This is a genomic window from Variovorax sp. LjRoot290 (assembly GCF_964253985.1).
Taxonomy (GTDB): Bacteria; Pseudomonadota; Gammaproteobacteria; order Burkholderiales; family Burkholderiaceae_C; genus Variovorax.
This window is the reverse complement of sequence record NZ_CAXURW020000002.1, coordinates 1,273,326-1,299,532: the sequence shown is the minus strand read 5'-3', so window position 1 is coordinate 1,299,532 and position 26,207 is coordinate 1,273,326. Positions and strand designations below refer to the sequence as shown.

Here is a 26,207-nt window from a genome sequence, read left to right as displayed (position 1 = left end):
CTGCGTGCGTCGGTCCTGGTTTGCGCAGGCGCGCTCAGCCGGCCAATGCGGCGCGCACGTCGGGCGCGGCCAGCACCTCGTCCAGCGTCTTCTTCAAGCGCGTGAACATCTGGGCGAACTCGTCTTCGGTGAAGGTGAGTGCAGGCGCAAAACCGAGGATGTGGTCGCCGAAGGAGCGGAACACCAGGCCGTTGCGGTAGCCCGCGGCGAAGATGCGGTCGGACAAGCCCAGTGCGGCATCGAAGCCGCGCTTGCTCGCCTTGTCGCTCACCAGCTCCAACGCACCCAGCAGACCGCGGTGGCGCGCATCGCCCACCAGCGGGTGCGCGCAGAGCGCGTCGAGCCCGGCCCCGAAATGGGCCGCGCCGCGCTGGCCGTTGGCGAGCACGCCGCCTTCCTCGTAGAGGCGCAACACCTCCAGCGCGACCGCGGCGCTGACCGGGTGCGCGGAGTACGTGGCGCCGTGGCCGACCGACGCGCCCGCCGGCACGCCGTCGGCAATGCCCGCATAGACCTGCTCCGACATCATCGTCGCGCCCATCGGCGCGTAGCCGGCGGTCAGGCCCTTGGCCATGGTCATCAGGTCGGGCTCCACGCCCTCGGCCTCGCACGCGAACATGGGGCCGGTGCGGCCGAAGCCGGTGATGACCTCGTCGACGACGAAGAGAATGCCGAGCTCGCGCGTGGCCTCGCGCATGGCTTTCAACCAGCCCTTGGGCGGCACGATGACGCCGCCCGAGCCCTGGATCGGCTCGCAAAAGAAGGCGGCTACGTTATCCGCGCCCAGCTCGGCCACCTTGGCGCGCAATGCGGCAACCGATGCTGCGATCAGCGCCTGCGGGTCGGCGCCGTCCGCATGGCGATACGCGTAGGGCGACGGGATGTAGTGCTGCGTGGGCAGCGGAAGGTCGAAGCCGCGGTGGAAGGCCGGCAGTGCGGTCAGGCCGGCGCCGGTGGACGAGGAGCCGTGGTAGCCGCGCTCCAGCGCGATGAACTGCTTCTTCGACGGCTTGCCGATCGCGTTGTGGTACTGCACGATGAAGCGCACCGCGGCATCGATCGCCTCGGAGCCGCCGAGCGTCAGGTACACGCGGGTCAGCGATGCCGGCGTGATCTGCACCAGCTTCTCTGCCAGGCGAATGGCCGGCTCGCTGCTGAAGTGGAAGTAGCCCGTCGCATAGGGAAGGCGGCGCATCTGCTCGGCCGCGGCCTGCACCACGCTCTCCTGTCCGTAGCCCACGTTCACGCACCAGAGGCCGGCGAAGGCGTCGAGCAGTTCGTGGCCGCTGGCATCGGTGAGCCACGCGCCGCGTCCCGAGGCGAGCACGGTGGGGCCGCGCTGCTCGTGCACGCGCCAGGGCGAGACGGGATGGATCAGATGCGCGCGGTCGATCGCGTCGAGCGCGGCTTGGTGGGGTAATGCGGTGGGGTGTGTCATGGTGGGGCTGAGGTCGGGCCTTTGGATGTCCAAAAGCTTAGGCCGCGTGCCCCTCGCGCGGGTGCTGCATTGAGGGCCTTGCGCAAAGCAGGCTGCGGTTGTGCGAGTCGCTACAGCAGATCGTGCCGTCGCGCGTACGTCACGGGCGTTCACATCGGTCGCACTCGACCGGTGGCGGCCACGCCCAGCACCAAGGCCCATATGCCCATCAGCACGAGTCCCGGCAATTGACCCGCAGGTGTCTCCGCGGACCTGGCCGAAGGGCTGAAGCGCGGCTGGGCGGCGAAGTCGCGGAGACCGAAGCGCACGTCGTCGAACAAGTACGGGTAGTAGTAGGTCCGCAACCGCGCGTGGAAATCTGCGATGCGATCCTGATACGCGAGCTGCGCCTGCAGATCGGTATCGGCCTGGCGATGCAGCGCGGCCTGCACACCGACGCCCGGCAGCAGCCAACCCAGGCGTGCGGTCCAGCGCTGGCGCGCGAGCAAGCCTTCGCGATAAGCCGCCACCTGCGGCGCCACGCTCTCGTCGCCGAGCTGCTGAAAGGCGTAGTACCACTTCCAGTGAAAGCCCGAAGGCAGCGGCGCGGTGTGCTTCCATTCGGGATGCGTGCGGAAGAATTTCTCCATCGTGGCCTCTGGTGGCAGGTCCCACGCGCCATGCACGGCCTGGCGCTGCGCCAGCATCAGCTCCACGCCCTGGTGCACCGGGACGGCGCGCGCAAGCGCGGCGTTGGCGATGGTGGGCAGGACCAAGGTCAACACCGCCCAGCAGCCCATGAGCGCCGTTGCGTTGGCGGCAGAGCTTCCGCTTCGTGTCGCCACGATCAGCGCCAAGCCGCCCCAGAACGCCAGGTAGGCCGCCGTGACCAGGAGTGCCGTGGCCAGGGCTGTCGTTGCGGTGCCGCTGCTCAGCCCTGCGCCCAGCACCGGCAGCACGAGGCAAGCGAATACCAGCGCCACGCGCAGCCCTGCACGGCGCAGCCACAGGCGCCGACCGGCGCCGGACATCGCCAGTAGCGTACCCAGCCGGCCCGACCGGCGTTCGCCCGAAACGAGGTCGTACAACAAGGCGATCACGAACAGAGGCGCCAGGTACACCAGCACGAAACCGAAGTCGAAGCGTCCGGCCAGTGCCAGCTCGGGATTGAAACTCTCTCCTTCGTGCAGTTGAGCCTGCAGCGCCAGTGCGCGCACGCGCAGCACATAGGGTGCGGCATCGCGCAGCCCGAGCGCAAGGAAGGCCGTGGCAGACGGTGCATCCCAGGTGCCATGGAAGCTGTAATAGGCGGCGGAGCCGGGATCGCCGCCGTGGGTGTACTTGCGCGCATGCGCAGCCAGATCATGTTGCTGTAGCTCGGCCAGACGCGCAATCGTCTGCTGCTGGCGCGCGACTTCGCGGGCGCCGCAAATGACGGCCACGGCCGACAGAACCAGCAGCAATGCCAGCGCAGTCACAGCGAGTCTCGAGCGCGCCAGGAGGCGCCATTCATGGGCGAGCCAGCTCATCGCTTGATCCTTCCCAGGCGTTGCGCTGCCAGTCCCAACAGACCCGCGAGCATCGCCAGCCAGAGCAGCAGCACACCTGCGGCTGACGCCGCACGGCGCAGCGCGTCGATGGGCGGTGCGGCTTCGTAGCGAAACTCGGCAAAGTCGTGCCAGTGCGCGTGGCTGATGCGGCTGTCGCGGCTGGACCGGTCGCCAGCGAAGCTGAGCTTCTCGGCCTGCAGCCGGTTGAGTTCCTGCACCAGTCGATAGCGATGGTGCTCGGCCTGCTCGACGAAGCTGCGGTAGCTCTGCAGGTCGGTGCCTGCGGCGGCCATGGAGAGGCGCCGCAGCGCGATCACCGGGCTCAACCATGCGAAGGCGTCGATCCGGCGCAACTGTGCGTCCTGGCGCTCGAAGCCGGCGTTGGCGTAATGCTCGAAGAGCGCACTGGTCAGCCGCTCGCCCTCCATGCCCAGCAGGCCTTTGTAGTTGACGGGAAGATCTTGGACTTTCGAGACGCCGTACTGCGCAAGCACCTTCTTCTTGAAGTCCGCGAAGTAGGGATCATCGGGGTCGTGGCTGTCGCCTAGTTCCGCCAGGTCGCGCGCCACCGCGATGTCAGTCTCGAAGCGCGTGGGCAGTGCCAGGGATGAGGCCACGAGTTCGGGCGCCAGGCGCGGCACGAGCACGACGCTGACCGCCCAGACCGCCAGCAATGCCACCAGCGCATCGCGCCCGCGCGCGAACCACGTCGACAAGCCGGCGATGCCGACGGCCCAGATCAGCAGCCACAGCCCGTAGCCCGCCGCCAACGCGACGACCAAGCTCCCTGGGGCCGATGTCGCCGCGCCGATCCAGGTCAGCGCCAGCAGCGCCGGCAGCAGGGCCAGCGCGGCCACGCCGCAGAGGGCCAGCAGCTTGCCCGCCGCGATCTGGCGCGGTCTTGCGCCCTGGGCCAGCAGGATGCGCAGCGTGCCCGACTCGCGCTCGCGCGCCAGGACCGCATGGCCCACGAAGACGAGCAGCAGTGGTGCCAGCACCTGCAGCACGAAGGCCGGCGTGAGCTGGCCGAAGCGCAGCAGGAGCGAAGATTGCCGCACGTCGCCGAAGTTGGCGCTGTTCTGCCGATGTCCTTCGAGGAAGAGCGTGTGGCCCGTGTAGGCATCCACCCCGGAATCGAAAGCCGCCAGCGGATTCAGCGGCCGGAACACGAAGTGCCCGTAGTGCACCATGCGGTGCGGGTGCCGGTCGGGCTGGGCCTCGAACTCGTGGTCCACCTGCGTCTGGTGACGCGCGCGCTCGGCGTCCGTGGTGCGGCGCTGTTCCCAAGCAGTGAATGCGGCCACGGCCGTCAGCAGCAGCAGCAAGGTCAACCCGAGCACGGCAACGCGGTCGCGCCGCAGCAGGCGCCACTCCTCGCGCGCGATGCGCAGCACGGCGCTCATTGCTGCGCCTCCTGGCCGGCGTAGCGCCGGTGCAGTGCGCGCACATCGAAACGCTCCGGGCCCGACGCTGCGACTTCTTCGACCAGCCGTCCACCGTCGATGAAGCCGATGCGATCCGCCACGTCGGCGGCACTGAGCAGGTCGTGCGTGACCATGAGGATGGCCACCCCCTGTGCACGCAGCAGCCCCAGCAGGCGGTTGAATTCGGCCGTGGCCTGCGGGTCGAGGCCGGAGGTGGGCTCGTCGAGCAGCAGCGCCGGCACCTTGCGCGCCAGCGCCAGCGCGATCGACACCTTCTGGCGCATGCCCTTGGAAAACCCCGATACGCGCCGCCCGTGCGCCGCAGCTTCCAGGCCGGCGCATGCGAGGGCCTCGTCGATCGCCTGCACACTGGCGCGCTGTCCCGCGAGGTCGAGCAGGTAGGCCACGTTCTCGCGCGCGCTCAGATGCTCGTAGAGCGCCACGTTCTCGGGGATGTATGCGAGCTGGCGCCGCGCAGACGTCGGGTCGGCCACAGGGTCGGTGCCGTTCACGCGCACGCGACCACGCCCGGGCTGCACGAAGCCCAGGAACAGGCTCAGCGTGGTGGTCTTGCCGGCGCCGTTGGCACCCAGCAGCGCATAGATTTCACCGGCTTCGACCCTGAGGTCCAACCCGTGCAGGATGGTGTGGGCACCGTAGCCGGCGACCACACCGGCGGCTTCGAGGGCAGGATGGGGCGCGGTCACAGCGCGCGGCGGTGGAAGGTCGGTCAAGGGCATGGTCTGCATTCGCTCGCGTTCAGAACTTGGCTTGCAAGCCGATGGTGATGGTGCGCGCCGTGCCCGGCGTCACCCAGAGGCGGCTGTAAGAGCTGCTGTAGTAGGTGGTGTCGAACAGGTTGTCGACGTCCAGCGTCGCGCGCAGGCTGGGGTTGATGCGCCAGTAGGCGACCAGCTTGGCGGTGGTGTAGCTCGGCAGATCGAAGGCGGGCGTCGCGGCATCGGCTTCGGCCTGCGTGCGGGCCTGGCCCAGCCGCTTGCCCACGTGCGTGACGCCGCCGCCGATGCCATAGCGCTGCCCGTTGGCAAGCGCGTTCTCGTAGACCGCGAGCAAGCTGCCGTTGACACGGGGGACGTTGAGCAGTCGACCGCCGACTTCCAGCGTGTTGTCCTTCGCGATCTCCACGTCGTTGAGCACCAGGCTGGCATTGAGGCGCCAGTTCGTCGTCAGCTGGCCCGCGAAGTCGAATTCGAGGCCGCGGCTGCGGATCTCGCCGGCGGCCATCGAGTAGCCGGTGTTGACGGGGTCGGCAGTCAGCACGTTGCGCTTGCGGATGTCGAACAGCGCGGCGGTCGCACCCATGCGCTTGTCCGCGCTTTCCCACTTGGTACCGAGCTCGAGCGCGCGGCCGGTTTCCGGCTCGAAGCCCTGGGCCGCGAAGTCGGAACCGACGTTGGGGCGGAACGAGCGGCCGGCGTTCGCGTAGACGGTCCATTGCGGCGCCGGCAGCCAGGCGAAGCCGATGCGCGGCGAGGTCGACGACGGATCCTGGCGGGCGGTGGTGCCGGTGATGCGGTTCTCGAGCGACTGGCGGTAGTTGTCCACGCGCGCGCCGGCGACCAGGCGCCATTCGGGCGCGAGCTTGATCGCGTCCTGCACGTAGAGCGCGGTGTTGCGCTGGTGTTCCAGCGTGTCGGTGTTGCGCCCCGGCACCGGTTGGGCTTGGCCATAGACCGGGTTGTAGATGTTGATTGCATAGGGCCGAGCCGTCGTCGGATTGGCCCGCAGCATGAGCGAGTCCATGCTGAAGCGGAAGCTCTCCAGGCCGAACAGCAGCTCGTGCTCGATGGCGCCGGTCTTCACGTTGCCCTGCAGCTCGGCCTGCAAGGTGATGTCGTCCGAGTCGAAGTCGCGGAAGCGTCGCTGGCGCGTGAGCGTGGCGTTGTCTGCGCGCAGAGCCGAAGCCTCTGTCGAGAAGCCGTTCACCGAAGTCTCGCGGTAAGACAGGCCCAGCCGGCTGCGCCACGCCGAGTTCCATTCGTGCGTCAGGATGAACTGGTGGGTCTGGTTCTCCACCGTCACGTCGCCGTCCGCGGGCTCGCCCAGAAAGCGACTGCGCGGGATCGCGCCGAGGCGGTTGTTGATGGCGACCACGCCGCGGTCCAGCGGCGTGGCGTGCCGCAGGAACTCCCCCGAATACTCCAGCACAGTGTCGCGGCCGAGCTTCCACGTGAAAGCCGGCGCGATCACGCCTCGCTCGGCGCTCACGTGGTCGCGAAAGCTGTCGCGGTCTTCCACTGCGACGTTGAGCCGGTAGGCGAAGTTCTCGCCGATCGGGCCGGTGCTGTCGAACGCGCCGCGCTTGAGGCCGTAGCTGCCGAGATAGCCTTCGACGGAATGGGCCGCCTTCCAGAGCGGCCGCTTGGACACGATGTTGAGCGTTCCGCCAGGCTCGCTGCTGCCGTAGAGAGCGGCCGCCGTCCCTTTGAGGAACTCGATGCGTTCGACGCCTGCCAGATCGCGCGGGGCGTTGAAGCCGCGGTTCGAGGAGAAGCCGTTCAGCAGCGTCGCCATGCCGGTGTTCTCGTTGCCGGGCAGGCCGCGGATGGCGATGTTGTCCCAGAGGCCGCCGAAATTGTTCTGGCGCGAGACGCCGCCGACGTAGTCGAGCACGTCGTCGAGCTTGGTCGCGCCGAGATCGTCGATGGCCTGGCGCGTGACGATGCGTACCGACTGGGGCAGCTCGCGTAGCGGCAAGTCGGTCTTGGCGCCGGCCGCTTCGTCGGCGTGATAGGCGCCGGACTCGGTGCGGCCGACCACTTCGACCGTGGACAACTGGCTGGTCTCCGCGGGGGAGTCGGAAGATTGAGCGATCGCAGGGTGGGTGAACAATGCTGCGACCGCGAGGGCGAGAGGAAAGGGCGCACTCGCCCCAGGGCGTTGCATGGAAATCATGAGGAGTCTCGGCAGGACAGAAAGGACCGCGCAGGGTCTTGCCCGGCAGCGGCCGGGGCGCACGCCGCCCAGACGTGAACTCACGCCGGGCGACGGGACTGCGGAGCGGGCGAAGTTGCCGCCGTAACGGCGGGCTTCAGGCGACGGGGCGAGGCGGGTCGCGCGAGGCGAAAGGCCAATGGCCGGGGCTGGGGACGAAGGCCAGCAGTGCTCGCGGTGGTGGAACACCGGCGTTCACCGGCAGCGCACGCGCGGCCGATGGCGAGCTCAGCGCCGTGCCCAGATGTGCGTAGGCCAGGCACCACGCGCACGCGCCATCCGCTTCCTGGTCATGCTCCGCGGCATCGTCGCTCGCCTGCGGGGCCGGCAGTGCCGCCGCCGCTGCCGCGGCGTTCTGCAGATGCACTGCTTCGTGCGCAGGCATGCCCATGGCCGTGTTGAAAAACACGGCCAGGAGCAGGAATCGGATCAATACGTGGCGCAGGAGCATGGATGGGGCTGGAGGGCCGGAATCATACGTCCGCAAACGCCGGCGTCGCCGCACGCGCCAAGGTGTCGAGATTGCTACGCCGGATAGCACGCACGCTCTTGCTCCCAGCGCTGCTCGTTGTCGCGTTGAGGTCCCTGCATCTCCTCAGTATCCCCGCGCGCGATCGACCAGGCCGAGCATCGGTTCGCCGTCCTCGAAGCGGCGCAGGTTGTCCAGCACCACCTCGGCCGCGCTCAAGGGCTGGGTCACGCTCGCGATGTGCGGCGTGAGCTGGATGTTCGGATGGCGCCAGAAGGCATGCGCCGGCGGCAGCGGCTCGGGGTCGGTCACGTCGAGCACGGCATCGCCGATGCGGCCGCTCGCCAGCGCGGCCAGCAGATCCGCTTCGACGAGTTGCGGCCCGCGCCCGACATGCACCAGGTCCGCGCCTTCGGGCAGCATCGAGAACAGCCGCGCATCGAGAAAGCCGCGCGTCGAATCGGTCAGCGGGAGCAGGCACACGAGGATCTCGGTGCGCGCGAGGAAGGCCGGCAGCTCATCGGCGCCCGCATGGCATTGCACGCCGTCGACTGCGTGCCGCGAGCGGCTCCAGCCCGCGCAATCGAATCCCAGGCCGACAAGCTGCGCCAGCACCGCCTGGCCGAGCGAGCCGAGCCCGAGCACGCCGACGCGCCGCTCGCCCGCGGGCCGCACCGGCAGCGGGCGCCACTGGCCCTCCTGCTGCTGGCGCCGGTAGCGCGGCATGTCGCGATGCAGGCCGAGCACCGCATGCGTCACATACTCGACCATGCCCTGCACGATGCCGGGCTCGACCATGCGCACCACCGGCAAGTCCGGCGGCAGCGCCGCGAAGTCGAACTGGTCGACACCGGCGCCGGAAGAGAACAGCACCTCCAGGTTAGGGAAGCGCTCGGCCAGATTCGGCGGCGGCTCCCAGGCCGCTAGGAAACGCACTTGCGCCGGGTCGCCGATGTCGGGCCAGATGCGGAAGTCGATCCCGGGCGCGCGGCGTCCGAACACCTCGGCCCACTGGCGGCCGCGCACCGGATCGGACTTGTAGAGAAAGGTGGTCGTGCCCATCGAACTCAGCCCACGGCCTGCGTGACGATCGCGAACAGCGCGGGACCATCCGGCGCCTTGGCGAGCGGCGCGCCGCGCACCATCGTCGTCGGCGCATCCACGCGCAGCAGGCCGATGCTCTCCAGCCATTCGGCCAGACCACTGGCGAAGTCGATGTCGATGCGCGTGAAGTTTCCAGCGTTCATCCCGGCGAGGTGCGCGATCAGCGCCTTCGCGCCTTCGGCATCGGGCGCCACCACCGGACCGATCGCGTGCCCGCGCCCGAAGCGCCGCAGCATCGCAAAGCCGCGCGGCGCGTTGTCGTGGTCGAGCACCACGCAGGCATCGGACGCGGCGAGCAGGTCCGCGATCAGCGCATCGCGCGGCATGCCGCGTGCCGCGGCATCGAGCGCCTGCAGCGATGCCGCCTCGCTCTGGCCGGCGGGCCGCAGGCGCCAGCCCGTGGGCAGCGCGACCAGCGGCGCCGGGTGGGCCACGCCCTGGTGCTGCCGCAGCTCGCCAGTGCGCACGAAGCCCAGGCGCTCGTAAAGACCTCGGCCTTCGGCGGTGGCATGCAGCAGCACCGTGCAATCCTCGAGCTCTTCGAGCAGCGCGCTCATCAGCCGGTGGCCGAGGCGGCGCCCCTGGCAGGCCGGCGACACGATCACGAGGCCGATGCTGGCGTGGCGATCGCCCCACCGCCAGCGTAGGGCGGTGCCGACCAGTTCCCCGTCGCGCTCGGCAACGATGCCCGCGGCATGGGCGAAGACCTGCGCCCAATCCGCGGGGCGGTGCGGCCAGCGCAGCTCGGTAGTCAACGCGTGCGCGAGCGACAGGTCGGCAGCGGTCATCGGTCTCAGCACCACGCCGTCGAGAGCGGGTGCGTTCAGTGTCTGGGCGGGCATCGGCAGGTCTTCGTGCGAGCAAAAGGGCAGCTCATCTTGGACGACATCCTCGCCTTTCGCCAGACCGAATTCGCGCTCTTTCGCAACTCGCAAGCTTCGCCTGCAAAGCGCGCCTGTTTTGCAATTCGCTGCGGCGGCGGGCCTGCTTACGCATACAAATGCTGAGCCAATCTCCTTAGCATCGATCGCCATGCAAAGCTTCGACCCGGACTTGAACATGCTTGATTTCCGGCCCCAACAAGACCTCCTTTCCGAACGGACACTTCATCGGGGGTGTGCTGGTCAATGGCGAGGGTGACGTGCTGGAGGTTCGTCGTCCATCCGATGGGAGGGTCTATGCCGAGGTACCGATCGCTGCTGCAGCCATCATCGATTGCGCGGTGAGCAATGCGCAGGCCGCATTCCAGACTTCGGACCGGGTTACGGGAGCGCCCGTGCACGCCCCCGGATACTGCGGCGCTGGGCTGACCTGATCGAGACCCATAGCGACGAGCTTGCCCGGATCGAAGCCTTGGGCTCAGCACGGCCCTTCAAGGATGTCTTGGCGGTGGACATTCCCTACGCTGCCGACTGCCTGAGATTCATTGCAGAAGCGCAGACAAGCTGGGCGGCGATGTGGAGGCGACCCGCAGCGACCACTTGGGTTTGGTGATCGGCGAGCCCTACGGCGTCGTTGCGACCATCGCGCACTGGAACTTCCCGATCACGCAGGCCGTCACCAAGGTCGGCCCGGCATTGGTGGCAGGCAACGACTTCTCCAACGGATGGCGGCAGTCTCACGCATTGCCCGCGCAAGCAGATTGCGCTTTGCCGCGCAGCCAATCGCGCATTTGTCACCGTTTTCGGCATCGGCTTCGGCACCCACGCGGGAACGCCCAAACATAGCATCTGGGTCGTGTTCCACCCTCCTGAGAGTCCACTTTTCATGTCAAAGAATCTGCTCATCAACTTCAACTTCGACCAACTCGGCGAACCGCGCGAGTACCGGCCGCCGGCCGAACGCGTCATCGAAGGCGACATCGTGTGCCGCAACTGGGACGTCGACAGCGCCAAGGACGACAAGGTGCGCGCTGGCGTGTGGGAGTCGACACCCGGCGTGAACCGCTCCATCAAGGGCGAGACCTGGGAGTTCTGCCTGATCCTGTCCGGCGTGGTCGAGATCACCGAGGACGGACAGCCCCCAGTGACCTACAAGGCCGGGGACTGCTTCATCATGAAGCCCGGCTACACCGGCACCTGGCGCACCCTCGAGACCGTGCGCAAGGTGTGGATCATGGCCTGAGCATGACGCAGCCGCTGCCGCTTCAAAAGCGTGCTTATCGACTTCTGCGCAGCGCACCGAGGTGCGTGGCTGCACACGCGAGGGGCGGACCGCATGGCATGCCGCCGCACCCCCTCCAAACCGCAGCTTTCGTGTGCCGGGCGCCGCATTTCCGTACACCCGCGGCACTGCTGCGTGCTGCAATCGCTTCGTCATGAGCTTGTCGCATTTTCATCTGTCATTCAAGGAATAGAGACCATGAGCTTCCGTCCCAAATTCATCACCTTCGACTGCTACGGCACCCTCACGCGCTTTCGCATGGGCGAACTTACGCGCGACATCTTTGCTGACCGCATTCCGGCCGAACAGATGGAGCAGTTCATCGCCGACTTCAGCGCCTACCGCTTCGACGAGGTGCTCGGCGACTGGCAGCCCTACGAAGTGGTGCTGAAGAACGCAGTGCGCCGGCTTTGCAAGAAGTGGAAGATCCAGTACTTCGACCACGAAGCGCAGAAGTACTACGACGCGGTGCCGACCTGGACTCCTCATGAGGATGTGCCCGCAGGCCTGGCCAAGATCGCCAAGGAGATTCCGCTGGTGATCCTCTCGAACGCCTCGGACAGCCAGATCCAGAAGAACGTGGCGCTGCTCGGCGCGCCCTTCCACCGCGTCTACACCGCGCAGCAGGCCCAGGCCTACAAGCCGCGGCTGCAGGCCTTCGAATACATGCTCGACTCGCTGGGCTGCAACCCCGAGGACGTGCTGCACGTGTCCTCCAGCCTGCGCTACGACCTGATGTCGGCGGACGACCTGGGCATCGTCAACAAGGTCTTCGTCAACCGCGGCCACGGCCCGGGCAATCCGGCCTACCGCTACGTCGAGATCAAGGACATTGGCGGCCTCCCCGGCGTGGTCGGTCTCTGATCCGTTGCAAGCACCGTACGCGATGAAGCTCGACTCCTACTGGACCGATTCGGCGCCCGCCTTCGTGCCGCGCTCGTGCGAGCTGCCGGCGCAGGTGGATGTCGCGATCGTGGGCGGCGGCTTCACGGGCCTGTCGGCGGCGCTGGCGCTGGCCAAGCGCGGCGCCACCGTGGCGGTGCTGGAGGCCGGCGAGCGCGTGGCGGCCGAAGCCTCGGGCCGCAACGGCGGCCATGTCAACAACGGGCTCGCAGTGGACTATGCCGAGGTGGCCGCAAAGTTCGGCTCCGAACGTGCCCGAGCCTGGTACCGGGCCTATGACGACGCCGTCGACACGGTGGCGCAGCTGGTGCGCGAGGAGGGCATTGCCTGCGACTTCCTGCGCCACGGCAAGCTCAAGCTCGCCACACGTCCGAACCAGATGGCCGCGCTGGAGCGCAGTGCCGAGCGCCTCATCGCCGACGGCGTGGACAGCGAGGTCGAGATCCTCGGCGCGGCGCGCGTGCACGCCGAGGTGCAGAGCGAGCGCTTCCACGGCGGCCTGCTCTACAAACGCAGCGGCCAGATGCACATGGGCCGCTTCGCCCAGGGCCTGGCCGCGGCGGCCGAGCGCAGCGGCGCGCAGATCCACACCGGCACCAGCGTGCGCCGCCTCGAGCGCCTGGGCCAAGGCCATGCGCACCGGCTGCACACCGAGCGCGGCACCGTCAGCGCGCAGCAGGTGCTGCTGGCCACGGGCGCCACGCGCCACGGCGGCTATGGCAGCTTCGGCTGGCTGCGCCGCCGCATCGTGCCGATCGGCAGCTTCATCGTCGTCACCGAGCCGCTCGGCGCCGACCGCGCGCAGGCCCTGCTCTCGGCCCGGCGCACCTACGTGACGGTGGCCAACATCCACCACTACTTCCGGCTCACCGCCGACCACCGGCTGGTGTTCGGCGGGCGCGCGCGCTTCGCGGTCTCGAGCCCGCAGACCGATGCCGCAAGCGGCGAGATCCTGCGCGCGGGACTGGCCGAGACCTTCCCGCAGCTCGGCGCCGTGAGGCTCGACTACTGCTGGGGCGGCCTGGTCGACATGACCCAAGACCGCCTGCCGCACGCCGGCGAACGCAATGGCCTCTACTACGCGATGGGCTACAGCGGCCACGGCACGCAGATGTCGGTCCACATGGGCCAGCGCATGGCGGCCGTGATGGGCGGAGACGCGCTCGCCAACCCCTGGCAGGGCCGCAACTGGCCCGCGATCCCCGGTCACTTCGGCCCGCCGTGGTTCCTGCCGGCGGTGGGCCTCTACTACACGCTCAAGGACAGGCTGGCCTGAGCGCCATTTTTTTATCGACCCACCAAGAGGAGACAACCCCATGAACAGCAGCAGCAACAAGAGCTTCGAGAAGCTCGTCGGTCCCGGCGAAAGCCTTCGCGTGATGGAGTCGCTGAAGCGCGGCGCCTCGCGGCGCGACATCCTCGCGATGCTGATGGCCGGCGGCATGCAGGCCACGCTGGCCGGCGGCATTGCGGGCGCGGCGATGTCCGCGCATGCGCAGACGCCCAGGAAGGGCGGCCGCATCCGCGTGGCCGGCGCGACTGCTGCTGCCACTGACACGCTCGACCCGGCCAAGCAGTCGAACCAGACCGACTACTCGCGCTGCAACATGATCTACAACGGCCTCACCTCGCTGGACGGCAGCCTGACGCCGCAGCCCGCGCTGGCCGAATCGTTCGCCACCAAGGATGCCAAGACCTGGGTCTTCACGCTGCGCAAGGGCGTGACCTTCCACGATGGCAAGCCGCTCTCGCCGGCCGACGTGGTGTTCTCGGTCATGCGCCACAAGGACCCGGCCACGGCGTCGAAGGCCAAGGTGCTCGCCGACCAGATCGACAGCGCCAAGGCCACCGGCCCGAACGAAGTGACCTTCGTGCTGAGCGCGCCGAACGCCGACCTGCCGGTGATCCTGGGCACATTCCACTTCCAGATCGTCAAGGAAGGCACCACCGACTTCAACGCCGGCATCGGCACCGGCCCCTACAAGCTCAAGGAGTTCAAGCCCGGCGTGCGTTCGCTGGTGGTGCGCAACGACGCCTACTGGAAGCCCGGAAAGCCTTATCTGGACGAGATCGAGTTCGTTGGCATCGGCGACGAGAGCGCGCGCGTCAACGCGCTGCTGTCGGGCGGCATGGACCTTGTGGGCTCAGTCAATCCGCGCTCGGTCGAGCGCGTGAAGGGCACGCCCGGCTTCGGCATCTTCGTCACCCAGTCCGGCCAGTACTCCGATCTCGTGATGCGCAAGGACGTGGGTCCCGGCACCAATGCGGACTTCGTGCTTGGGATGAAGCACCTGTTCGACCGCGAGCAAATGAAGAAGACCATTGCGCTCGACTACGCGGTGGTTGCCAACGACCAGCCGATCGACCCGACCAACCGGTTCCATTTTGCCGGCCTGCCGCAGCGTCCTTTCGATCTTGACAAGGCCAAGTTCCATTTCAAGAAGGCTGGCGTCACGGGCAAGGTGCCGGTAGTGGCATCGCCGGCAGCGCTTTATTCGGTGGAGATCGCGCTGATGCTGCAGCAAACCGCACAACGCGCCGGGCTGGAACTCGAGCTTAAGCGCATGCCGGCCGACGGTTACTGGTCGAACCACTGGCTCAACAGCCATGTCGGATTCGGCAACGTCAACCCGCGCCCGAGCGCCGATGTGCTGCTGACGCAGTTCTTCCAGTCGGGTGCGGCCTGGAACGAGTCGCGCTGGAAGAGCGAGAAGTTCGACCAGCTGCTGCTCGCCTCGCGCGCCGAAACCGATCTGGCCAAGCGCAAGCAGATGTACGCCGACATGCAGACCATGATCCACCAGGACGCCGGCATCGGCATCCCGATGTTCCTTGCGAGCATTGACGGCCATACGTCCAAGCTCAAGGGCCTGTCGCCGATCCCGGTTGGCGGCCTGATGGGCTACAACTTCGCCGAAAACGTCTGGCTCGAGGCCTGAGCATGAACTCTTCCCCAGGCTTGGCGCACTCCGCGCGCTGTCAATTCTCTCACCGGAGGCAACACCAGCGGCCCATCAACGCCGGTTCCGCGGCGTTTCCCGAACGGGCGGCGTCGGTTCCATCTGTCGCGAACGGCGCAAAGCGCCAAGGAGCACCGAGATGAACCATGTAATCCTGAAGCTTCTCGCCCAGCGCATCGCGCTGGCGCTGCTGTCGCTGCTGGCGGTGTCGGTGATCGTCTTCTCGATCACCGCGGTGCTGCCCGGCGATGCCGCGCAGGAGCAGCTCGGCCAGGACGCCACGCCCGAGGCGGTCGCCGCGCTGCGCGCGCAGATGGGCCTGGACGTGCCGGCGCCCCAACGCTACGCGAAGTGGCTTCTCGGTATGGTGACGGGCGACCCCGGCCGCTCGGCCACGACGCAGATGCCGGTGGCCGAGCTGGTCGCCAGCCGGCTGCCCAATTCGCTGCTGCTCGCGGCGGTGACGGCCCTGTTCTCGGTGCCGATCGCGCTCGCGCTCGGCATCGCCTCGGCGGTGTGGCGCGGCTCCTGGTTCGACCGCGCCGCCTCGACGACGGCGGTGGGCGTGGTGTCGGTGCCGGAGTTCCTGGTCGCAACCCTCGCGGTGCTGGTCTTCGCGGTCCAGCTGCGCTGGCTGCCGGCGCTCTCCTTCGTCAACGACATCGAGTCGCTGGGCCAGTTGCTGCGCGCCTTCGCCATGCCGGTGCTGGTGCTGTGCTGCGTGATCGTCGCGCAGATGATGCGCATGACCCGCGCCGCGGTGATCGACCAGCTCGAGGCGCCCTACATCGAGATGGTGCGGCTCAAGGGCGCCTCGCCGATGCGCATGGTGCTGGCGCATGCGCTGCCCAATGCGGTAGGGCCGATCGCCAACGCCGTGGCGCTGAGCCTGTCTTACCTGCTCGGCGGCGTGATCATCGTCGAGACCATCTTCAACTACCCGGGCATCGCCAAGCTGATGGTCGACGGCGTCTCGCAGCGCGACATGCCGCTGGTGCAGACCTGCGCCATGATCTTCTGCTGCGCCTACCTGATCCTGGTGACGACGGCCGACATCTGCGGCATCCTCGCCAACCCGCGGCTGCGGCACCGTTGAGGCCAGTTCCATGGAAACCTCCACCTCCACCTCCACCTCCACCTCCACCTCGGCCGTGAACGCCATGGCTTCCGTCGCGGCCCCGCCACCCGAGCGTCGAAGCAACCCGCTGCGCCGGCTCGGCGGCTTCGGCCCCTCCGGCCTGCTCGGCCTCGCGGTACTGCTGTTCTGGCTGCTCGCAGCGCTGCTCGGCCCCTGGCTGCTCTCGCACAGCACGGCGGCCATGGGCACCTCGAACGTCTTCGCGCCGATCAGCGCGAAGCACTGGCTGGGCACCGACTACCTGGGCCGCGACATGCTGGCACTCATCATCGAGGGGGCGCGCTACACGATCGGCGTCGCGCTGTTTGCCACGCTGCTGGCCAGCGGCACCGGCACCACGCTGGCGCTGCTGGCCGCCGCCAGCGGCCGCTGGATCGACGCGGTGCTCAGCCGCGGCCTGGACACGCTGACCGCGATCCCGAGCAAGATGTTCGCGCTCATCATGGTGGCGGGCTTCGGCTCCTCGGTGCCGATGCTGGTGGTCACGGCGGGCATCATCTACGTGCCGGGCGCCTACCGCATGGCGCGCTCGCTGGCCGTCAACATCAATGCGCTCGACTACGTGACCGTGGCGCGCACGCGCGGCGAGGGCACGCTCTACATCATGCTGCGCGAGATCCTGCCCAACATCGTCGGCCCGATGCTGGCCGACCTGGGCCTGCGCTTCGTCTACGTCGTGCTGCTGCTGGCGAGCCTGAGCTTCCTCGGCCTGGGCATCCAGCCGCCGGCGGCCGACTGGGGCTCGCTGGTGCGCGAGAACATCGGCGCGCTGGCCATGGGCGGCGCCTCGGTGATCGTGCCGGCGCTGGCCATCGCGAGCCTGACCATCGCGGTCAACCTCGTCATCGACAACCTGCCGGGGCGCACCGCCCGCGAAAGAGGAGCACGCTGATGGGCGCACCACTCACCGTCCAGGGCTTGAGCATCTGCGCCGGCGCGAACACGCTGGTCGACAGCCTGAGCTTCTCCGTGCAGCCCGGCGAGGTGCTGGCGCTGATCGGCGAGTCGGGCTCCGGCAAGACCACCACCGCGCTGGCGCTGATGGGCTATGCGCGCCACGGCTGCCGCATCTCGGCCGGCCGGGTGCAGATCGGCGACACCGACGTGCTGGCGCTCGATGCGGCGCAGCAGCGCGCGCTGCGCGGGCGCACGGTCTCCTACATCGCGCAGAGCGCGGCCGCCTCCTTCAATCCCTCGCGCACGATCATGGACCAGGTGGTCGAGCCGACCGTCATCCACGGCCTGTGCAAGCGGGCCGAGGCCGAGGCGAAGGCGGTGCAGCTCTTCCGCGAGCTGGCGCTGCCCGATCCGGAAACCATCGGCGCGCGCTACCCGCACCAGGTCTCCGGCGGCCAGCTGCAGCGGCTGATGGCCGCGATGGCGCTGATCGGCGACCCCGAGCTCGTGATCCTCGACGAGCCGACCACCGCGCTCGACGTGACCACGCAGATCGAGGTGCTGCGCGCCTTCCGCCGCGTGGTGCGCGAGCGCCGCGCCACCGCGGTGTACGTGAGCCACGATCTCGCTGTGGTGGCGCAGATGGCGGACCACATCCTGGTGCTGCGCAACGGCCACATGCGCGAGCTGAATGCGACCGGAGCCATCCTCACGGCGCCGGCCGACGAGTACACGAAGTGCCTGCTGGCCGCGGCGCGGCCGGCAACGCGCGAATCGGGCAAGGCGGCGAACGACGACCCCGAGCTGCTGCTCCATGTGCAGCAGCTCTCGGCCGGCTACGGCCCGGTGGATGCGCAGGGGCGTCCGGCCATGCCGATCCTGCAGGACATCGACCTCAAGCTCCACCGCGGCCAGGCGATCGGCGTGATCGGCGAGTCGGGCTCGGGCAAAACCACGCTGGCGCGGGCCGTCGCCGGCCTCTTGAAGCCCAGCCATGGCAGCGTGCTGTTCCGCGGCCGCGAGCTCAAGCCGACGCTGCAGCAGCGCGACCGCGACGAGCTGCGCCGCATCCAGATCGTGTTCCAGATGGCCGACACGGCGCTCAACCCGTCGCAGACCATCGAGCGCATCCTGGCGCGCCCGCTCGAGTTCTACAAGGGCATGCGCGGCGAGCCGCTGAAACGCCGCATCCGCGAACTGCTGGAGCTCGTGCAGCTGCCGCACTCGGTGGCCGGCCGCCTGCCGGGCGGCCTCTCGGGCGGGCAGAAGCAGCGCGTCAACCTCGCACGCGCGCTCGCGGCCGAGCCGGACCTGATCCTGTGCGACGAGGTGACCTCCGCGCTCGACACGGTGGTCGCCGCGGCGGTGCTCGACCTGATGGCGGAGCTCAGGCGCGAGCTCGGCGTGTCCTACCTGTTCATCAGCCACGACCTGCACACGGTGCGCGCGGTGTGCGACGAGATCGTCGTGATGCAGCACGGCCGCAAGCTCGCGCAGGTGGCGCGCTGCGACTACGAGCGCGGGCCGCACCACCCCTACTACGAACTGCTGGCCCGTTCGGTGCCCGAGCTGCGCCAGGGCTGGCTGGACGACATGGACCGCAAGACGGCCCTCGCAACATGAAAGAGACAGACATGACACCCACATTCCGCATCGCACTGATCGCCGGCGACGGCATCGGCAAGGAAGTGATGCCCGAAGGCCTGCGCGTGGTGCAGGCCGCGGCGGAGCGCTTCGGCTTCGAGCTCGACTGCCGCACCATCGACTGGGCCAGCTGCGACTACTACGCCGCGCACGGCCAGATGATGCCGGACGACTGGAAGGAGCAACTGAAGGGCGTCGACGCGCTGTACTTCGGCGCCGTCGGCTGGCCCGCCACCGTGCCGGACCACGTCTCGCTGTGGGGGTCGCTTCTGAAGTTCCGCCGCGAATTCGACCAGTACATCAACCTGCGCCCGGTGCGCCTGTTCGAAGGCGTGCCCTGCCCGCTGGCCGGCCGCAAGCCCGGCGACATCGACTACCTCGTGGTGCGCGAGAACACCGAGGGCGAATACACCTCGCTCGGCGGCGTGATGTACGAGGGCACCGAGCGCGAGATCGTGATCCAGGAATCGGTCTTCTCGCGCCACGGCACCGACCGCGTGCTGAGGTACGCCTACGAGCTCGCCCAGGCGCGCAAGAGAAAGCACCTGACGGTGGCCACCAAGAGCAACGGCATCGCGATCAGCATGCCCTGGTGGGACGGCCGCGCCGACGCGATCGGCCGCGACTACCCCGAGGTGACGGTCGACAAGCAGCACATCGACATCCTGTCCGCGCGCTTCGTGCTGCAGCCCACGCGCTTCGACGTGGTGGTGGCGAGCAACCTGTTCGGCGACATCCTCTCCGACCTCGGCCCCGCGACCACCGGCACCATCGGCCTCGCGCCTTCGGCCAACCTCAACCCGGACCGCAGGTTCCCGTCGCTGTTCGAGCCGGTGCACGGCTCGGCGCCCGACATCTACGGCCAGAACATCGCCAACCCGATCGCGATGATCTGGTCGGGGGCGCTGATGCTGGACTTCCTCACCCAAGGGCAGGGCGCGGGCCGCGCCGCCCACGATGCGATCCTCGGCGCCATCGAGGCGGTGCTGCGCGAGGGCCCGCGCACGCGCGACCTCGGCGGCACTGCATCCACCACCGAACTCGGCATCGCGATTGCCGAGCGTGTGAGCGCAGCCTGAAACCCCCATGACAAACACCATGACACTGACCCTCGAACGCCAGGACCTGATGCCCGGCACCCACCTCATCGGCGCCGAATGGCGCGCGGCGAGCGACGAACGCCGCCTCGACGTCACCGACCCTGCCACCGGCGCCGTCTTCGCCAGCGTGCCCGACGGCACGGCCGCCGACGCACGCGCGGCCGTCGATGCCGCGCATGCCGCCTTCCCGGCCTGGCGCGCCGTGCCCGCCAAGCAGCGCGCCCGCATCCTCAAGCGCTGGAACGACCTGGTGATGGCGCACCAGGAGGACCTGGGCCGGCTGATCTCGCGCGAGCAGGGCAAGCCGCTGGCCGAGGGCCGGGGCGAGGTGGCCTATGCCGCCAGCTACATCGAGTGGTTTGCCGAGGAAGCCACGCGCGCCAATGGCGAGGTGATCCCCGCGCCGGTGCCGGGACGGCGCATGTTCGCGCTGAAGGAGCCGGTGGGCGTGGTCGCCACCATCACGCCGTGGAACTTCCCGGCCGCCATGATCGCGCGCAAGATCGCGCCGGCGCTCGCGGCCGGATGCACCGTGGTGTGCAAGCCGGCCGAGGACACGCCGCTGACATCGCTGGCCCTGGTCAAGCTGGCCCAGGAGGCCGGGGTGCCGGCGGGGGTCATCAACATCGTCACTGCCTCGCGCGAACGCACGCCCGAGGTGGTGGACGTGTGGCTGGACGATGCGCGCGTGCGCAAGATCAGCTTCACCGGCTCCACGCCGGTGGGCCAGCACCTGGCGCGCCGCTCGGCCGACACGCTGAAGAAGCTCTCGCTCGAGCTCGGCGGCAATGCGCCCTTCATCGTCTTCGACGATGCCGACCTCGACGCCGCGGTGGAAGGCCTGATGGCTGCCAAGTTCCGCAACGGCGGGCAGACCTGCGTCTCCCCGAACCGCGTGTTCGTGCACGAGCGCCTGCATGACGCCTTCGCCGACAAGCTGGCCGGGCGCGTCGGTGCGCTCCAGGTGGGCCCGGCGAGCGAGCCGGGCTCGCAGATCGGTCCGATGATCAATGCGCGCGCGGTCGAGAAGATCGAGCGCCATGTGCAGGACGCGGTCGCCAAGGGCGCCAAAGTGCTCACCGGCGGAAGGCGTCTTGTAGATCTGGGCCCGAACTATTACGCGCCCACGGTGCTGGTGAACGCCGATGCCACCATGGCCTGCAGCTGCGAGGAGACCTTTGGGCCGGTGGTGCCGATCACGCGCTTCGACAGCGAAGCCGAGGTGATCGCGGCGGCCAACGACACGCCCTTCGGCTTGGCGGCCTACTTCTACTCGACCGATGTCCGCCGGATCTGGCGCGTGGCCGAGGCGCTGGAGACAGGCATCGTCGGTATCAACGAAGGCGCGCTCGCCGCGGAGGCCGCCCCTTTCGGCGGCGTCAAGGCCTCAGGTTACGGACGCGAAGGCTCAGTGCACGGGCTCGACGACTACCTGCACATCAAGTACGTGTGCCAGGGGCAGCTGTAGCAGCGCTGGGCCTCGGCCTGGAATGCTGGCGCGCCTCCACAAGGTGGCCGTGCCCGGCGAACCGATCGGTCATCGTGGCCCGGCCGCATTGAAGTGCCCCCGCGCCTGTACGAGCAGTCAACCATGAACAGCCCTTTGTCCAAGCACCGAGTCGTCATCGTGGGCGGCGGTGCCGGCGGTCTGGAGCTGGCCACTCGCCTCGGCGATACGCTGGGCAAGCGCGGCATGGCGGACATCACGCTGATCGACATGCACCGCACCCACATCTGGAAGCCCAAGCTGCACGAGATCGCGTCGGGCAGCATGGACATGAGTGCGCACGAGGTCGACTATCTCGCGCAGGCGCACTGGCACCGCTTCCGCTTCCGGCTCGGCGAGCTCACCGGCATCGACCGCGAGCGGCGCGAGGTGCATGTCGCGCCCTACATGGACGACGAGGGCCGGCTGGTCACGCCGGCGCGCGCGTTCGGCTACGACACGCTGGTCGTCGCCATCGGCAGCCTCAGCAACGACTTCGGCACGCCCGGCGTGCGCGAGCATGCGCTCAGGCTCGAGTCGAAGGCCGACGCGCAGCGCTTTCACATGCGCATGGTCAATGCCTGCATCCGAGCGCACGCGCAGACCACGCCGCTGCGCCCCGAGCAGCTGCACGTGGCCATCATCGGCGCCGGCGCCACCGGCGTGGAGCTGGCGGCCGAGCTGCATCGCACCACGCGCGAGGTCGTGGCCTACGGGCTCGATCGCGTGGATGCCGAGAAGGACATCCAGGTCAGCGTGATCGAGGCCGCCGATCGCGTGCTGCCGGCGCTGCCGCCGCGCTTGTCCAAGGCCACCGAGGATCTGCTGCGCGAGCTCGGCGTGGACGTGCACACCTCGGCCAAGGTGGCCGAGGTGCTGCCCGAGGGCGTGCGCCTGGCCGACGGCCGCACGCTGCCGGCCGAGCTGGTGGTATGGGCCGCGGGCGTGAAGGCGCCCGACTTCCTGAAGGACATTGCGGGCCTGGAAACCAACCGCAGCAACCAGCTCGCGGTGCGCCCGACGCTGCAGACCACGCGCGACGACGACATCTTCGCGATCGGCGACTGCGCGGCCTGCGCCTGGCCTGAGGCCAACGGCGGCAAGGGCGGCTTCGTGCCGCCGCGCGCACAGGCCGCGCACCAGCAGGCTTCGCACGTCGCCGCGCAGATTCGTCGCCGCCTGGCCGGCACGCCGCTGAAGGATTACCGCTACCGCGACTTCGGCTCGCTGGTCTCGCTCGGCGAGTACAGCACGGTGGGCAACATGATGGGCGGCCTGATCGGCGGCAGCCTGATGATCGAAGGCGCCTTCGCACGGCTGATGTACGTGTCGCTCTACAAGATGCACGAGCTCGCGCTGCACGGCGTGGTCAAGGTCTCGCTCGACACGCTGGCCCGGCTCATCACGCGGCGCACCGAGCCCCACGTCAAGCTGCATTGAGGCGTTGCATGAGAGAACCGAAGACGCAGCTTGTCAATCGTTGGCGGCTCGTGCGACTCCGCGAGCGGTGGTCAGGGGATCAACGTAAGAGATCACCATGAAAATTCTTGTCGCGGACGGCGATCAGGTGCTGGCCGACTCGATCCTGCGCACCCTGCGTGCGTCGGGCGCCGTGGTTGATCACGTGACCAACGGCTCGGAGGCCGATACGAGCCTCATCACCCATGGCGAGTTCGACCTGCTGATCCTCGATCTCGGCCTTCCCGCCATGGACGGCCTCGAGATCCTCAGGCGCCTGCGTGCCCGCGGGTCGCACCTACCGGTGCTTGTACTCACCGGGGCAGACAGCGTGGAGGAGCGCGTCAGGAGCCTGGACAACGGCGCCGACGACTGCATGGCCAAGCCCTTTAGCCTGGAGGAGCTCAAGGCGCGCGTACGCGCGCTCTCGCGACGCGGCATGGGCATCTCCGGCAACGCGATCAGGCATGGCCCGCTGGTCTACGATCAGGCCAGCCGATTGACAACGCTCGACGGCAAGATGGTGGACTTGTCGGGCCGGGAGCTGAGCCTGCTCGAGATGCTCCTGCAGCGCGCAGGGCGGCCGGTCAGCAAGGACCAGTTGGTGGAGCGCCTGTGCGAATGGGGCGAGGAGGTGAGCCTCAATGCGATTGAGGTGTACATCCATCGCCTGCGCAAGAAGATAGAGAAGGGGCCGGTGCGCGTCGCAACGGTTCGCGGGCTAGGCTGCTATTACCTGGAGAAGATTTCGGTCTGAGTTGCCCGGCGCAGGTCGGAGTTCATCGCATCGGTTGCGCCCGAAAACCGAGTGCGAGGGAAATACCTCATTTCCAGATAGGTACGTCAGCTTCAATCGAGCTTGATGCCGGCGGCCTTGATGACTGCGCCCAGCTTGGTGGCGTCGTCCTTGATGGTCTGCTTGAACTGCTCGGGGCTGCCGGCCACCACGTCCATTCCCATAGCGCCCAGCTTCTCCCTGGTTTCCGGCTGCTTGAGGATGCGCGTGATCTCGGCGTTGAGCTTGGCAACGATCGTGCGGTCAGTTCCCGCAGGCGCCACGAAGCCGATCCAGGTGACCAGGTCCACGCCGGGCAGACCCGACTCTGCCAAGGTGGGTACGTCCGGGAGCGACGGCGAACGCTTGGCGCTAGTGACTGCGAGAGGTCTGACCTTGCCGGCCTTCACGAAGGCGATCGCCGGACCCAGCGCATCGAAGATCACCGGCACTTGTCCGCCCACCACGTCCGCCATCGCCGGGCCGCTGCCCTTGTACGGGACAGCCACCATGTCGACCTTGGCCACCGACTTGAAAGCCTCGCCTGCCACCTGCGCCGGCAGGGCGCCGTGAGCGTACGCCAGCTTGCCATCGCGCGACTTCGCCAGGCCGGTCAGTTCCTTCACGCTGCACGCCTCCACCGAGGGATGCACCGCCAGCACCATGGGCATGGTGATCGCCAGCGACACCGGCGCGAAGCCGTTGATCGGGTCGTACGGCAGCTTCGCATAGAGACTCTGGTTCATCGCGAGCGTGGAGTCGATCGGCAGGAACAGCGTGTAGCCGTCCGGCGCTGCTCGCGCGGCCATCTCCGCACCGATCAACGTGTTGCCACCGGGGCGGTTGTCCACCGTGACGGGCACGTTCCAGCTTTCGGACAGCTTGGCCGCAACGCTGCGCGCCACCGTGTCCGTGCCGCCGCCCGGCGGGAACGGCACGATGATACGAATGGGACGCTCGGGGAACGTGTCGGCGGCGGTGCCCGCAGCCGCAGACAAGGGAAGGGCGAGCAGGCAGAGCAAGAGGTTTTGAATCAGTTTCATGGATGCGCTCCTCGCCGGCTCAATCCGGATCGACGCAGCTGAAGCTCGCCGCGGAATCGACGTCGCCCGTTCCCTTGTACTTGCTCACTTTCGGCCACGCGCACAGCGGCATCGTGCGTTCCACTGCGCCGGTGGGTTGGTTGCCCGCGTACTTGGTAGCGATAATTTCGTTTGGCACGCGCCCGTTCTCGACCCACTGCTCCATGGCGGCGAGCAGGTCCTCGGTCGGATCCGTCGCTTTCTGGGGGAACGGAACGGCAGGGCCGCCAGACCAGTTGCCGAAGTAGTTGGGGCCAACGCCGCCACGGCAGTGACCCATGCCCGGTACGTTAAACAACTTGACGAACTGGTTCGATTGACCGGGCAGAGTCTTCTCTACCGTTTGCAGATAGTTCAGCGATTCTTCAGGGGCAGCGACCGGATCGGCCAGGCCCTGGAACAGGATCATCTTGCCGCCTCGGCCCTTGAACGCGGAGAGGTCGCCGCTGGTGTTGTCCACGGCGAAGTTGAGCGCGTTGCGCATCACGTCCACGTCGGTGCCGAAGTCAAAGGTCCGCCAGTTCCAGTTCGTGCCCCAGATCCATTGAAACGGGAAGTTGCCGCCTTCCGAAATTGACGTGGGTGAAGGGACTGCCGTCGAGAAGCTGAGCTCGGTGCCTCGCAGGAAGCCGGGATAGATTTTTTCACCGGTCACCGAGTGGCTCGGCCCCGCATAGATCTTGCGCAACGCACCGACCTGGCCTGCAGACAGGCAGTCCGGGCCGTCGCCAGACGTGCATTGCAGGACGGCGGGGTCGACCGTGCACTTGTCAGGTCGTCCGATCACCCCGTCCGTGAGGCCATCGACGGCATCGCAGCTGGCCATCACCTTGTCCGCCCACAACTTGCGCTTCTCCGGCGTGAAGTAGGTCGTCATGTCCTGTTGGGTGACTGCATAAGCCCAGAGGCCAGCGACGTGGGCAGGTACACGATTGTGGCCCATCGCGCCGACGACGATGCCGTCGTAGTCCTTTGGATACCTGATCGCCTCGGCCACCCCTTGGGCGCCTCCCGTCGAGCAGCCCATGAAATATGAGCGCGACGGGGCTGCCGCATAGAACTGCTTTAACAAGGCCTTCGACAAGGTGGTCACCAGGTGCGTCGACCGATGCCCATAGTCGACGACTTTCTCCATCTTGCCGACCATGGTGCTCACACCGTCGGGGCCGGTGCCCATGTCCGTGTTGGCCACGGCATAGCCGCGACGCAGGCCGACTGCCAGGTCGTTGTAGCGGATGGCTCCGCCGGCGCCGCCGTTGCCCGTCCCGAGGAACTTGCCGTTCCAGTTGGCCGGCATCCAGAGCTCCACCTTGATGTTGGACTCCGCTATCGGCTTCATCGTCGCGGCCAGGCGGCAGAAGGCCGGCACGTCATTGAGGGTCGCACCCGTCGGGGTAACGAACTTGCCTGCAGGGACGTCCTCCGCGGTGGTGAACGTGGTATCCGCCAGCGTCGTGCCTGCCAGCGAGGCGCAGCTCGGGGACGCGGGCTGCGCCGGCGCTGGCTGCCCACCCACGGGCGGCAGGGCCACGAAATTCCCATCCGAGCCCCCTCCGCACGCGGCGACAAGGACGGCAGAAGAGGCTGCAATCAGCAACCGCGAAGGAAAAGACGGCAAGACTCTGCCCTCTCGATTCATGAGCATTTCGATTCTCCGACGGGTATGGCTCGGTGGCGGCAAG

General features: G+C 68.2%; 23 protein-coding genes and 1 pseudogene. 14 read left to right on the top strand and 10 right to left on the bottom strand.

Translation table 11 applies throughout. The annotated features are described in order from the left end of the window. Window positions 1–34: 34 nt before the first annotated feature. The 8 genes from ACSQ9A_RS35215 to ACSQ9A_RS35180 all read right to left on the bottom strand — a co-directional run bounded on the left by ACSQ9A_RS35215 (window position 35) and on the right by ACSQ9A_RS35180 (window position 9,761). Window positions 35–1,438: an aspartate aminotransferase family protein gene (locus ACSQ9A_RS35215; RefSeq protein ID WP_436307384.1), complete on the bottom strand. Its 1,404-nt coding sequence runs from the start codon at window positions 1,436–1,438 to the stop codon at window positions 35–37. Window positions 1,439–1,587: 149 nt separating this feature from the next. Next, on the bottom strand, window positions 1,588–2,946 hold the full coding sequence (locus ACSQ9A_RS35210; RefSeq protein WP_436307383.1) for a DUF3526 domain-containing protein: 1,359 nt from the start codon (window positions 2,944–2,946) through the stop codon (window positions 1,588–1,590). Further along, window positions 2,943–4,370 carry an ABC transporter permease gene (locus ACSQ9A_RS35205; protein ID WP_436307382.1) on the bottom strand — a complete coding sequence of 476 codons (1,428 nt, stop codon included), beginning with the start codon at window positions 4,368–4,370 and terminating at the stop codon, window positions 2,943–2,945. The genes ACSQ9A_RS35210 and ACSQ9A_RS35205 overlap by 4 nt, the downstream gene beginning before the upstream one ends. Next, a complete protein-coding gene (locus ACSQ9A_RS35200; protein ID WP_436307381.1) occupies window positions 4,367–5,131 on the bottom strand; it encodes an ABC transporter ATP-binding protein in 765 nt (254 codons plus the stop codon). Before ACSQ9A_RS35200 ends, ACSQ9A_RS35205 begins: the two co-directional genes overlap by 4 nt. Before the next feature lie 19 nt (window positions 5,132–5,150). Beyond that, a complete protein-coding gene (locus tag ACSQ9A_RS35195; RefSeq protein WP_436307380.1) occupies window positions 5,151–7,307 on the bottom strand; it encodes a TonB-dependent siderophore receptor in 2,157 nt (718 codons plus the stop codon). 136 nt (window positions 7,308–7,443) lie between these two features. Then, a complete protein-coding gene (locus ACSQ9A_RS35190; RefSeq protein ID WP_436307379.1) occupies window positions 7,444–7,797 on the bottom strand; it encodes a DUF2946 family protein in 354 nt (117 codons plus the stop codon). Window positions 7,798–7,941: 144 nt separating this feature from the next. Continuing rightward, on the bottom strand, window positions 7,942–8,877 hold the full coding sequence (locus ACSQ9A_RS35185) for a 2-hydroxyacid dehydrogenase (protein WP_436307378.1): 936 nt from the start codon (window positions 8,875–8,877) through the stop codon (window positions 7,942–7,944). Between the two features lie 5 nt (window positions 8,878–8,882). Then, a complete protein-coding gene (locus ACSQ9A_RS35180; RefSeq protein ID WP_436307377.1) occupies window positions 8,883–9,761 on the bottom strand; it encodes a GNAT family N-acetyltransferase in 879 nt (292 codons plus the stop codon). Window positions 9,762–9,797: 36 nt separating this feature from the next. Here ACSQ9A_RS35180 and ACSQ9A_RS35175 point away from each other — a divergent pair, with 36 nt between their 5' ends. From ACSQ9A_RS35175 to ACSQ9A_RS35110, 14 genes and pseudogenes are all read left to right on the top strand, one after another. Continuing rightward, entirely contained in the window at window positions 9,798–9,926 is a 129-nt protein-coding gene (locus ACSQ9A_RS35175; RefSeq protein WP_436307376.1) for a hypothetical protein, read from the top strand. A gap of 56 nt (window positions 9,927–9,982) precedes the next feature. Then, window positions 9,983–10,234 carry a hypothetical protein gene (locus tag ACSQ9A_RS35170; RefSeq protein WP_436307785.1) on the top strand — a complete coding sequence of 84 codons (252 nt, stop codon included), beginning with the start codon at window positions 9,983–9,985 and terminating at the stop codon, window positions 10,232–10,234. After that, window positions 10,135–10,646 (top strand): annotated as a pseudogene (locus ACSQ9A_RS35165) (aldehyde dehydrogenase family protein). The gene ACSQ9A_RS35170 and the pseudogene ACSQ9A_RS35165 overlap by 100 nt, the downstream one beginning before the upstream one ends. A gap of 40 nt (window positions 10,647–10,686) precedes the next feature. Continuing rightward, window positions 10,687–11,043: a cupin domain-containing protein gene (locus ACSQ9A_RS35160; protein WP_436307375.1), complete on the top strand. Its 357-nt coding sequence runs from the start codon at window positions 10,687–10,689 to the stop codon at window positions 11,041–11,043. Between the two features lie 237 nt (window positions 11,044–11,280). Continuing rightward, a complete protein-coding gene (locus ACSQ9A_RS35155) occupies window positions 11,281–11,946 on the top strand; it encodes a haloacid dehalogenase type II (protein WP_436307374.1) in 666 nt (221 codons plus the stop codon). A gap of 22 nt (window positions 11,947–11,968) precedes the next feature. Continuing rightward, window positions 11,969–13,261: an NAD(P)/FAD-dependent oxidoreductase gene (locus ACSQ9A_RS35150; protein ID WP_436307373.1), complete on the top strand. Its 1,293-nt coding sequence runs from the start codon at window positions 11,969–11,971 to the stop codon at window positions 13,259–13,261. Between the two features lie 40 nt (window positions 13,262–13,301). Beyond that, complete coding sequence (locus ACSQ9A_RS35145) at window positions 13,302–14,924, top strand: ABC transporter substrate-binding protein (protein WP_436307372.1); 1,623 nt, start codon at window positions 13,302–13,304, stop codon at window positions 14,922–14,924. 160 nt (window positions 14,925–15,084) lie between these two features. Next, window positions 15,085–16,041, top strand: coding sequence for an ABC transporter permease (locus ACSQ9A_RS35140; protein ID WP_436295090.1), 957 nt, complete (start codon window positions 15,085–15,087; stop codon window positions 16,039–16,041). A 10-nt stretch (window positions 16,042–16,051) separates the two neighbouring features. Continuing rightward, window positions 16,052–16,975 (top strand): ABC transporter permease, encoded by a 924-nt coding sequence (locus ACSQ9A_RS35135; RefSeq protein WP_436307371.1) that lies wholly within the window; start codon window positions 16,052–16,054, stop codon window positions 16,973–16,975. Continuing rightward, on the top strand, window positions 16,975–18,603 hold the full coding sequence (locus ACSQ9A_RS35130; protein WP_436307370.1) for an ABC transporter ATP-binding protein: 1,629 nt from the start codon (window positions 16,975–16,977) through the stop codon (window positions 18,601–18,603). The genes ACSQ9A_RS35135 and ACSQ9A_RS35130 overlap by 1 nt, the downstream gene beginning before the upstream one ends. 11 nt (window positions 18,604–18,614) lie before the next feature. Beyond that, on the top strand, window positions 18,615–19,703 hold the full coding sequence (locus ACSQ9A_RS35125; RefSeq protein ID WP_436305240.1) for a tartrate dehydrogenase: 1,089 nt from the start codon (window positions 18,615–18,617) through the stop codon (window positions 19,701–19,703). 19 nt (window positions 19,704–19,722) lie between these two features. Beyond that, complete coding sequence (locus tag ACSQ9A_RS35120) at window positions 19,723–21,192, top strand: NAD-dependent succinate-semialdehyde dehydrogenase (RefSeq protein ID WP_436307369.1); 1,470 nt, start codon at window positions 19,723–19,725, stop codon at window positions 21,190–21,192. Window positions 21,193–21,315: 123 nt separating this feature from the next. Further along, on the top strand, window positions 21,316–22,650 hold the full coding sequence (locus tag ACSQ9A_RS35115) for an NAD(P)/FAD-dependent oxidoreductase (RefSeq protein WP_436307368.1): 1,335 nt from the start codon (window positions 21,316–21,318) through the stop codon (window positions 22,648–22,650). A gap of 97 nt (window positions 22,651–22,747) precedes the next feature. After that, window positions 22,748–23,425: a response regulator gene (locus ACSQ9A_RS35110; RefSeq protein ID WP_436307367.1), complete on the top strand. Its 678-nt coding sequence runs from the start codon at window positions 22,748–22,750 to the stop codon at window positions 23,423–23,425. A 92-nt stretch (window positions 23,426–23,517) separates the two neighbouring features. Here ACSQ9A_RS35110 and ACSQ9A_RS35105 read toward each other — a convergent pair whose 3' ends face one another. Beyond that, window positions 23,518–24,486, bottom strand: a complete 969-nt coding sequence (locus ACSQ9A_RS35105) for a Bug family tripartite tricarboxylate transporter substrate binding protein (RefSeq protein ID WP_436307366.1) — start codon at window positions 24,484–24,486, stop codon at window positions 23,518–23,520. A gap of 19 nt (window positions 24,487–24,505) precedes the next feature. Continuing rightward, entirely contained in the window at window positions 24,506–26,170 is a 1,665-nt protein-coding gene (locus ACSQ9A_RS35100) for a tannase/feruloyl esterase family alpha/beta hydrolase (RefSeq protein ID WP_436307365.1), read from the bottom strand. Between the last annotated feature and the right edge of the window lie 37 nt (window positions 26,171–26,207).

Excerpts from the sequence above, each read along its gene's own strand:
- ACSQ9A_RS35215 (WP_436307384.1), bottom strand. The coding sequence starts at position 1,438 with ATGACACACCCCACCGCATTACCCCACCAAGCCGCGCTCGACGCGATC.
- ACSQ9A_RS35210 (WP_436307383.1), bottom strand. The coding sequence starts at position 2,946 with ATGAGCTGGCTCGCCCATGAATGGCGCCTCCTGGCGCGCTCGAGACTC.
- ACSQ9A_RS35205 (WP_436307382.1), bottom strand. The coding sequence starts at position 4,370 with ATGAGCGCCGTGCTGCGCATCGCGCGCGAGGAGTGGCGCCTGCTGCGG.
- ACSQ9A_RS35200 (WP_436307381.1), bottom strand. The coding sequence starts at position 5,131 with ATGCCCTTGACCGACCTTCCACCGCCGCGCGCTGTGACCGCGCCCCAT.
- ACSQ9A_RS35195 (WP_436307380.1), bottom strand. The coding sequence starts at position 7,307 with ATGATTTCCATGCAACGCCCTGGGGCGAGTGCGCCCTTTCCTCTCGCC.
- ACSQ9A_RS35190 (WP_436307379.1), bottom strand. The coding sequence starts at position 7,797 with ATGCTCCTGCGCCACGTATTGATCCGATTCCTGCTCCTGGCCGTGTTT.
- ACSQ9A_RS35185 (WP_436307378.1), bottom strand. The coding sequence starts at position 8,877 with ATGGGCACGACCACCTTTCTCTACAAGTCCGATCCGGTGCGCGGCCGC.
- ACSQ9A_RS35180 (WP_436307377.1), bottom strand. The coding sequence starts at position 9,761 with ATGCCCGCCCAGACACTGAACGCACCCGCTCTCGACGGCGTGGTGCTG.
- ACSQ9A_RS35160 (WP_436307375.1), top strand. The coding sequence starts at position 10,687 with ATGTCAAAGAATCTGCTCATCAACTTCAACTTCGACCAACTCGGCGAA.
- ACSQ9A_RS35155 (WP_436307374.1), top strand. The coding sequence starts at position 11,281 with ATGAGCTTCCGTCCCAAATTCATCACCTTCGACTGCTACGGCACCCTC.
- ACSQ9A_RS35150 (WP_436307373.1), top strand. The coding sequence starts at position 11,969 with ATGAAGCTCGACTCCTACTGGACCGATTCGGCGCCCGCCTTCGTGCCG.
- ACSQ9A_RS35145 (WP_436307372.1), top strand. The coding sequence starts at position 13,302 with ATGAACAGCAGCAGCAACAAGAGCTTCGAGAAGCTCGTCGGTCCCGGC.
- ACSQ9A_RS35140 (WP_436295090.1), top strand. The coding sequence starts at position 15,085 with ATGAACCATGTAATCCTGAAGCTTCTCGCCCAGCGCATCGCGCTGGCG.
- ACSQ9A_RS35135 (WP_436307371.1), top strand. The coding sequence starts at position 16,052 with ATGGAAACCTCCACCTCCACCTCCACCTCCACCTCCACCTCGGCCGTG.
- ACSQ9A_RS35130 (WP_436307370.1), top strand. The coding sequence starts at position 16,975 with ATGGGCGCACCACTCACCGTCCAGGGCTTGAGCATCTGCGCCGGCGCG.
- ACSQ9A_RS35125 (WP_436305240.1), top strand. The coding sequence starts at position 18,615 with ATGACACCCACATTCCGCATCGCACTGATCGCCGGCGACGGCATCGGC.
- ACSQ9A_RS35120 (WP_436307369.1), top strand. The coding sequence starts at position 19,723 with ATGACACTGACCCTCGAACGCCAGGACCTGATGCCCGGCACCCACCTC.
- ACSQ9A_RS35115 (WP_436307368.1), top strand. The coding sequence starts at position 21,316 with ATGAACAGCCCTTTGTCCAAGCACCGAGTCGTCATCGTGGGCGGCGGT.
- ACSQ9A_RS35110 (WP_436307367.1), top strand. The coding sequence starts at position 22,748 with ATGAAAATTCTTGTCGCGGACGGCGATCAGGTGCTGGCCGACTCGATC.
- ACSQ9A_RS35105 (WP_436307366.1), bottom strand. The coding sequence starts at position 24,486 with ATGAAACTGATTCAAAACCTCTTGCTCTGCCTGCTCGCCCTTCCCTTG.
- ACSQ9A_RS35100 (WP_436307365.1), bottom strand. The coding sequence starts at position 26,170 with ATGCTCATGAATCGAGAGGGCAGAGTCTTGCCGTCTTTTCCTTCGCGG.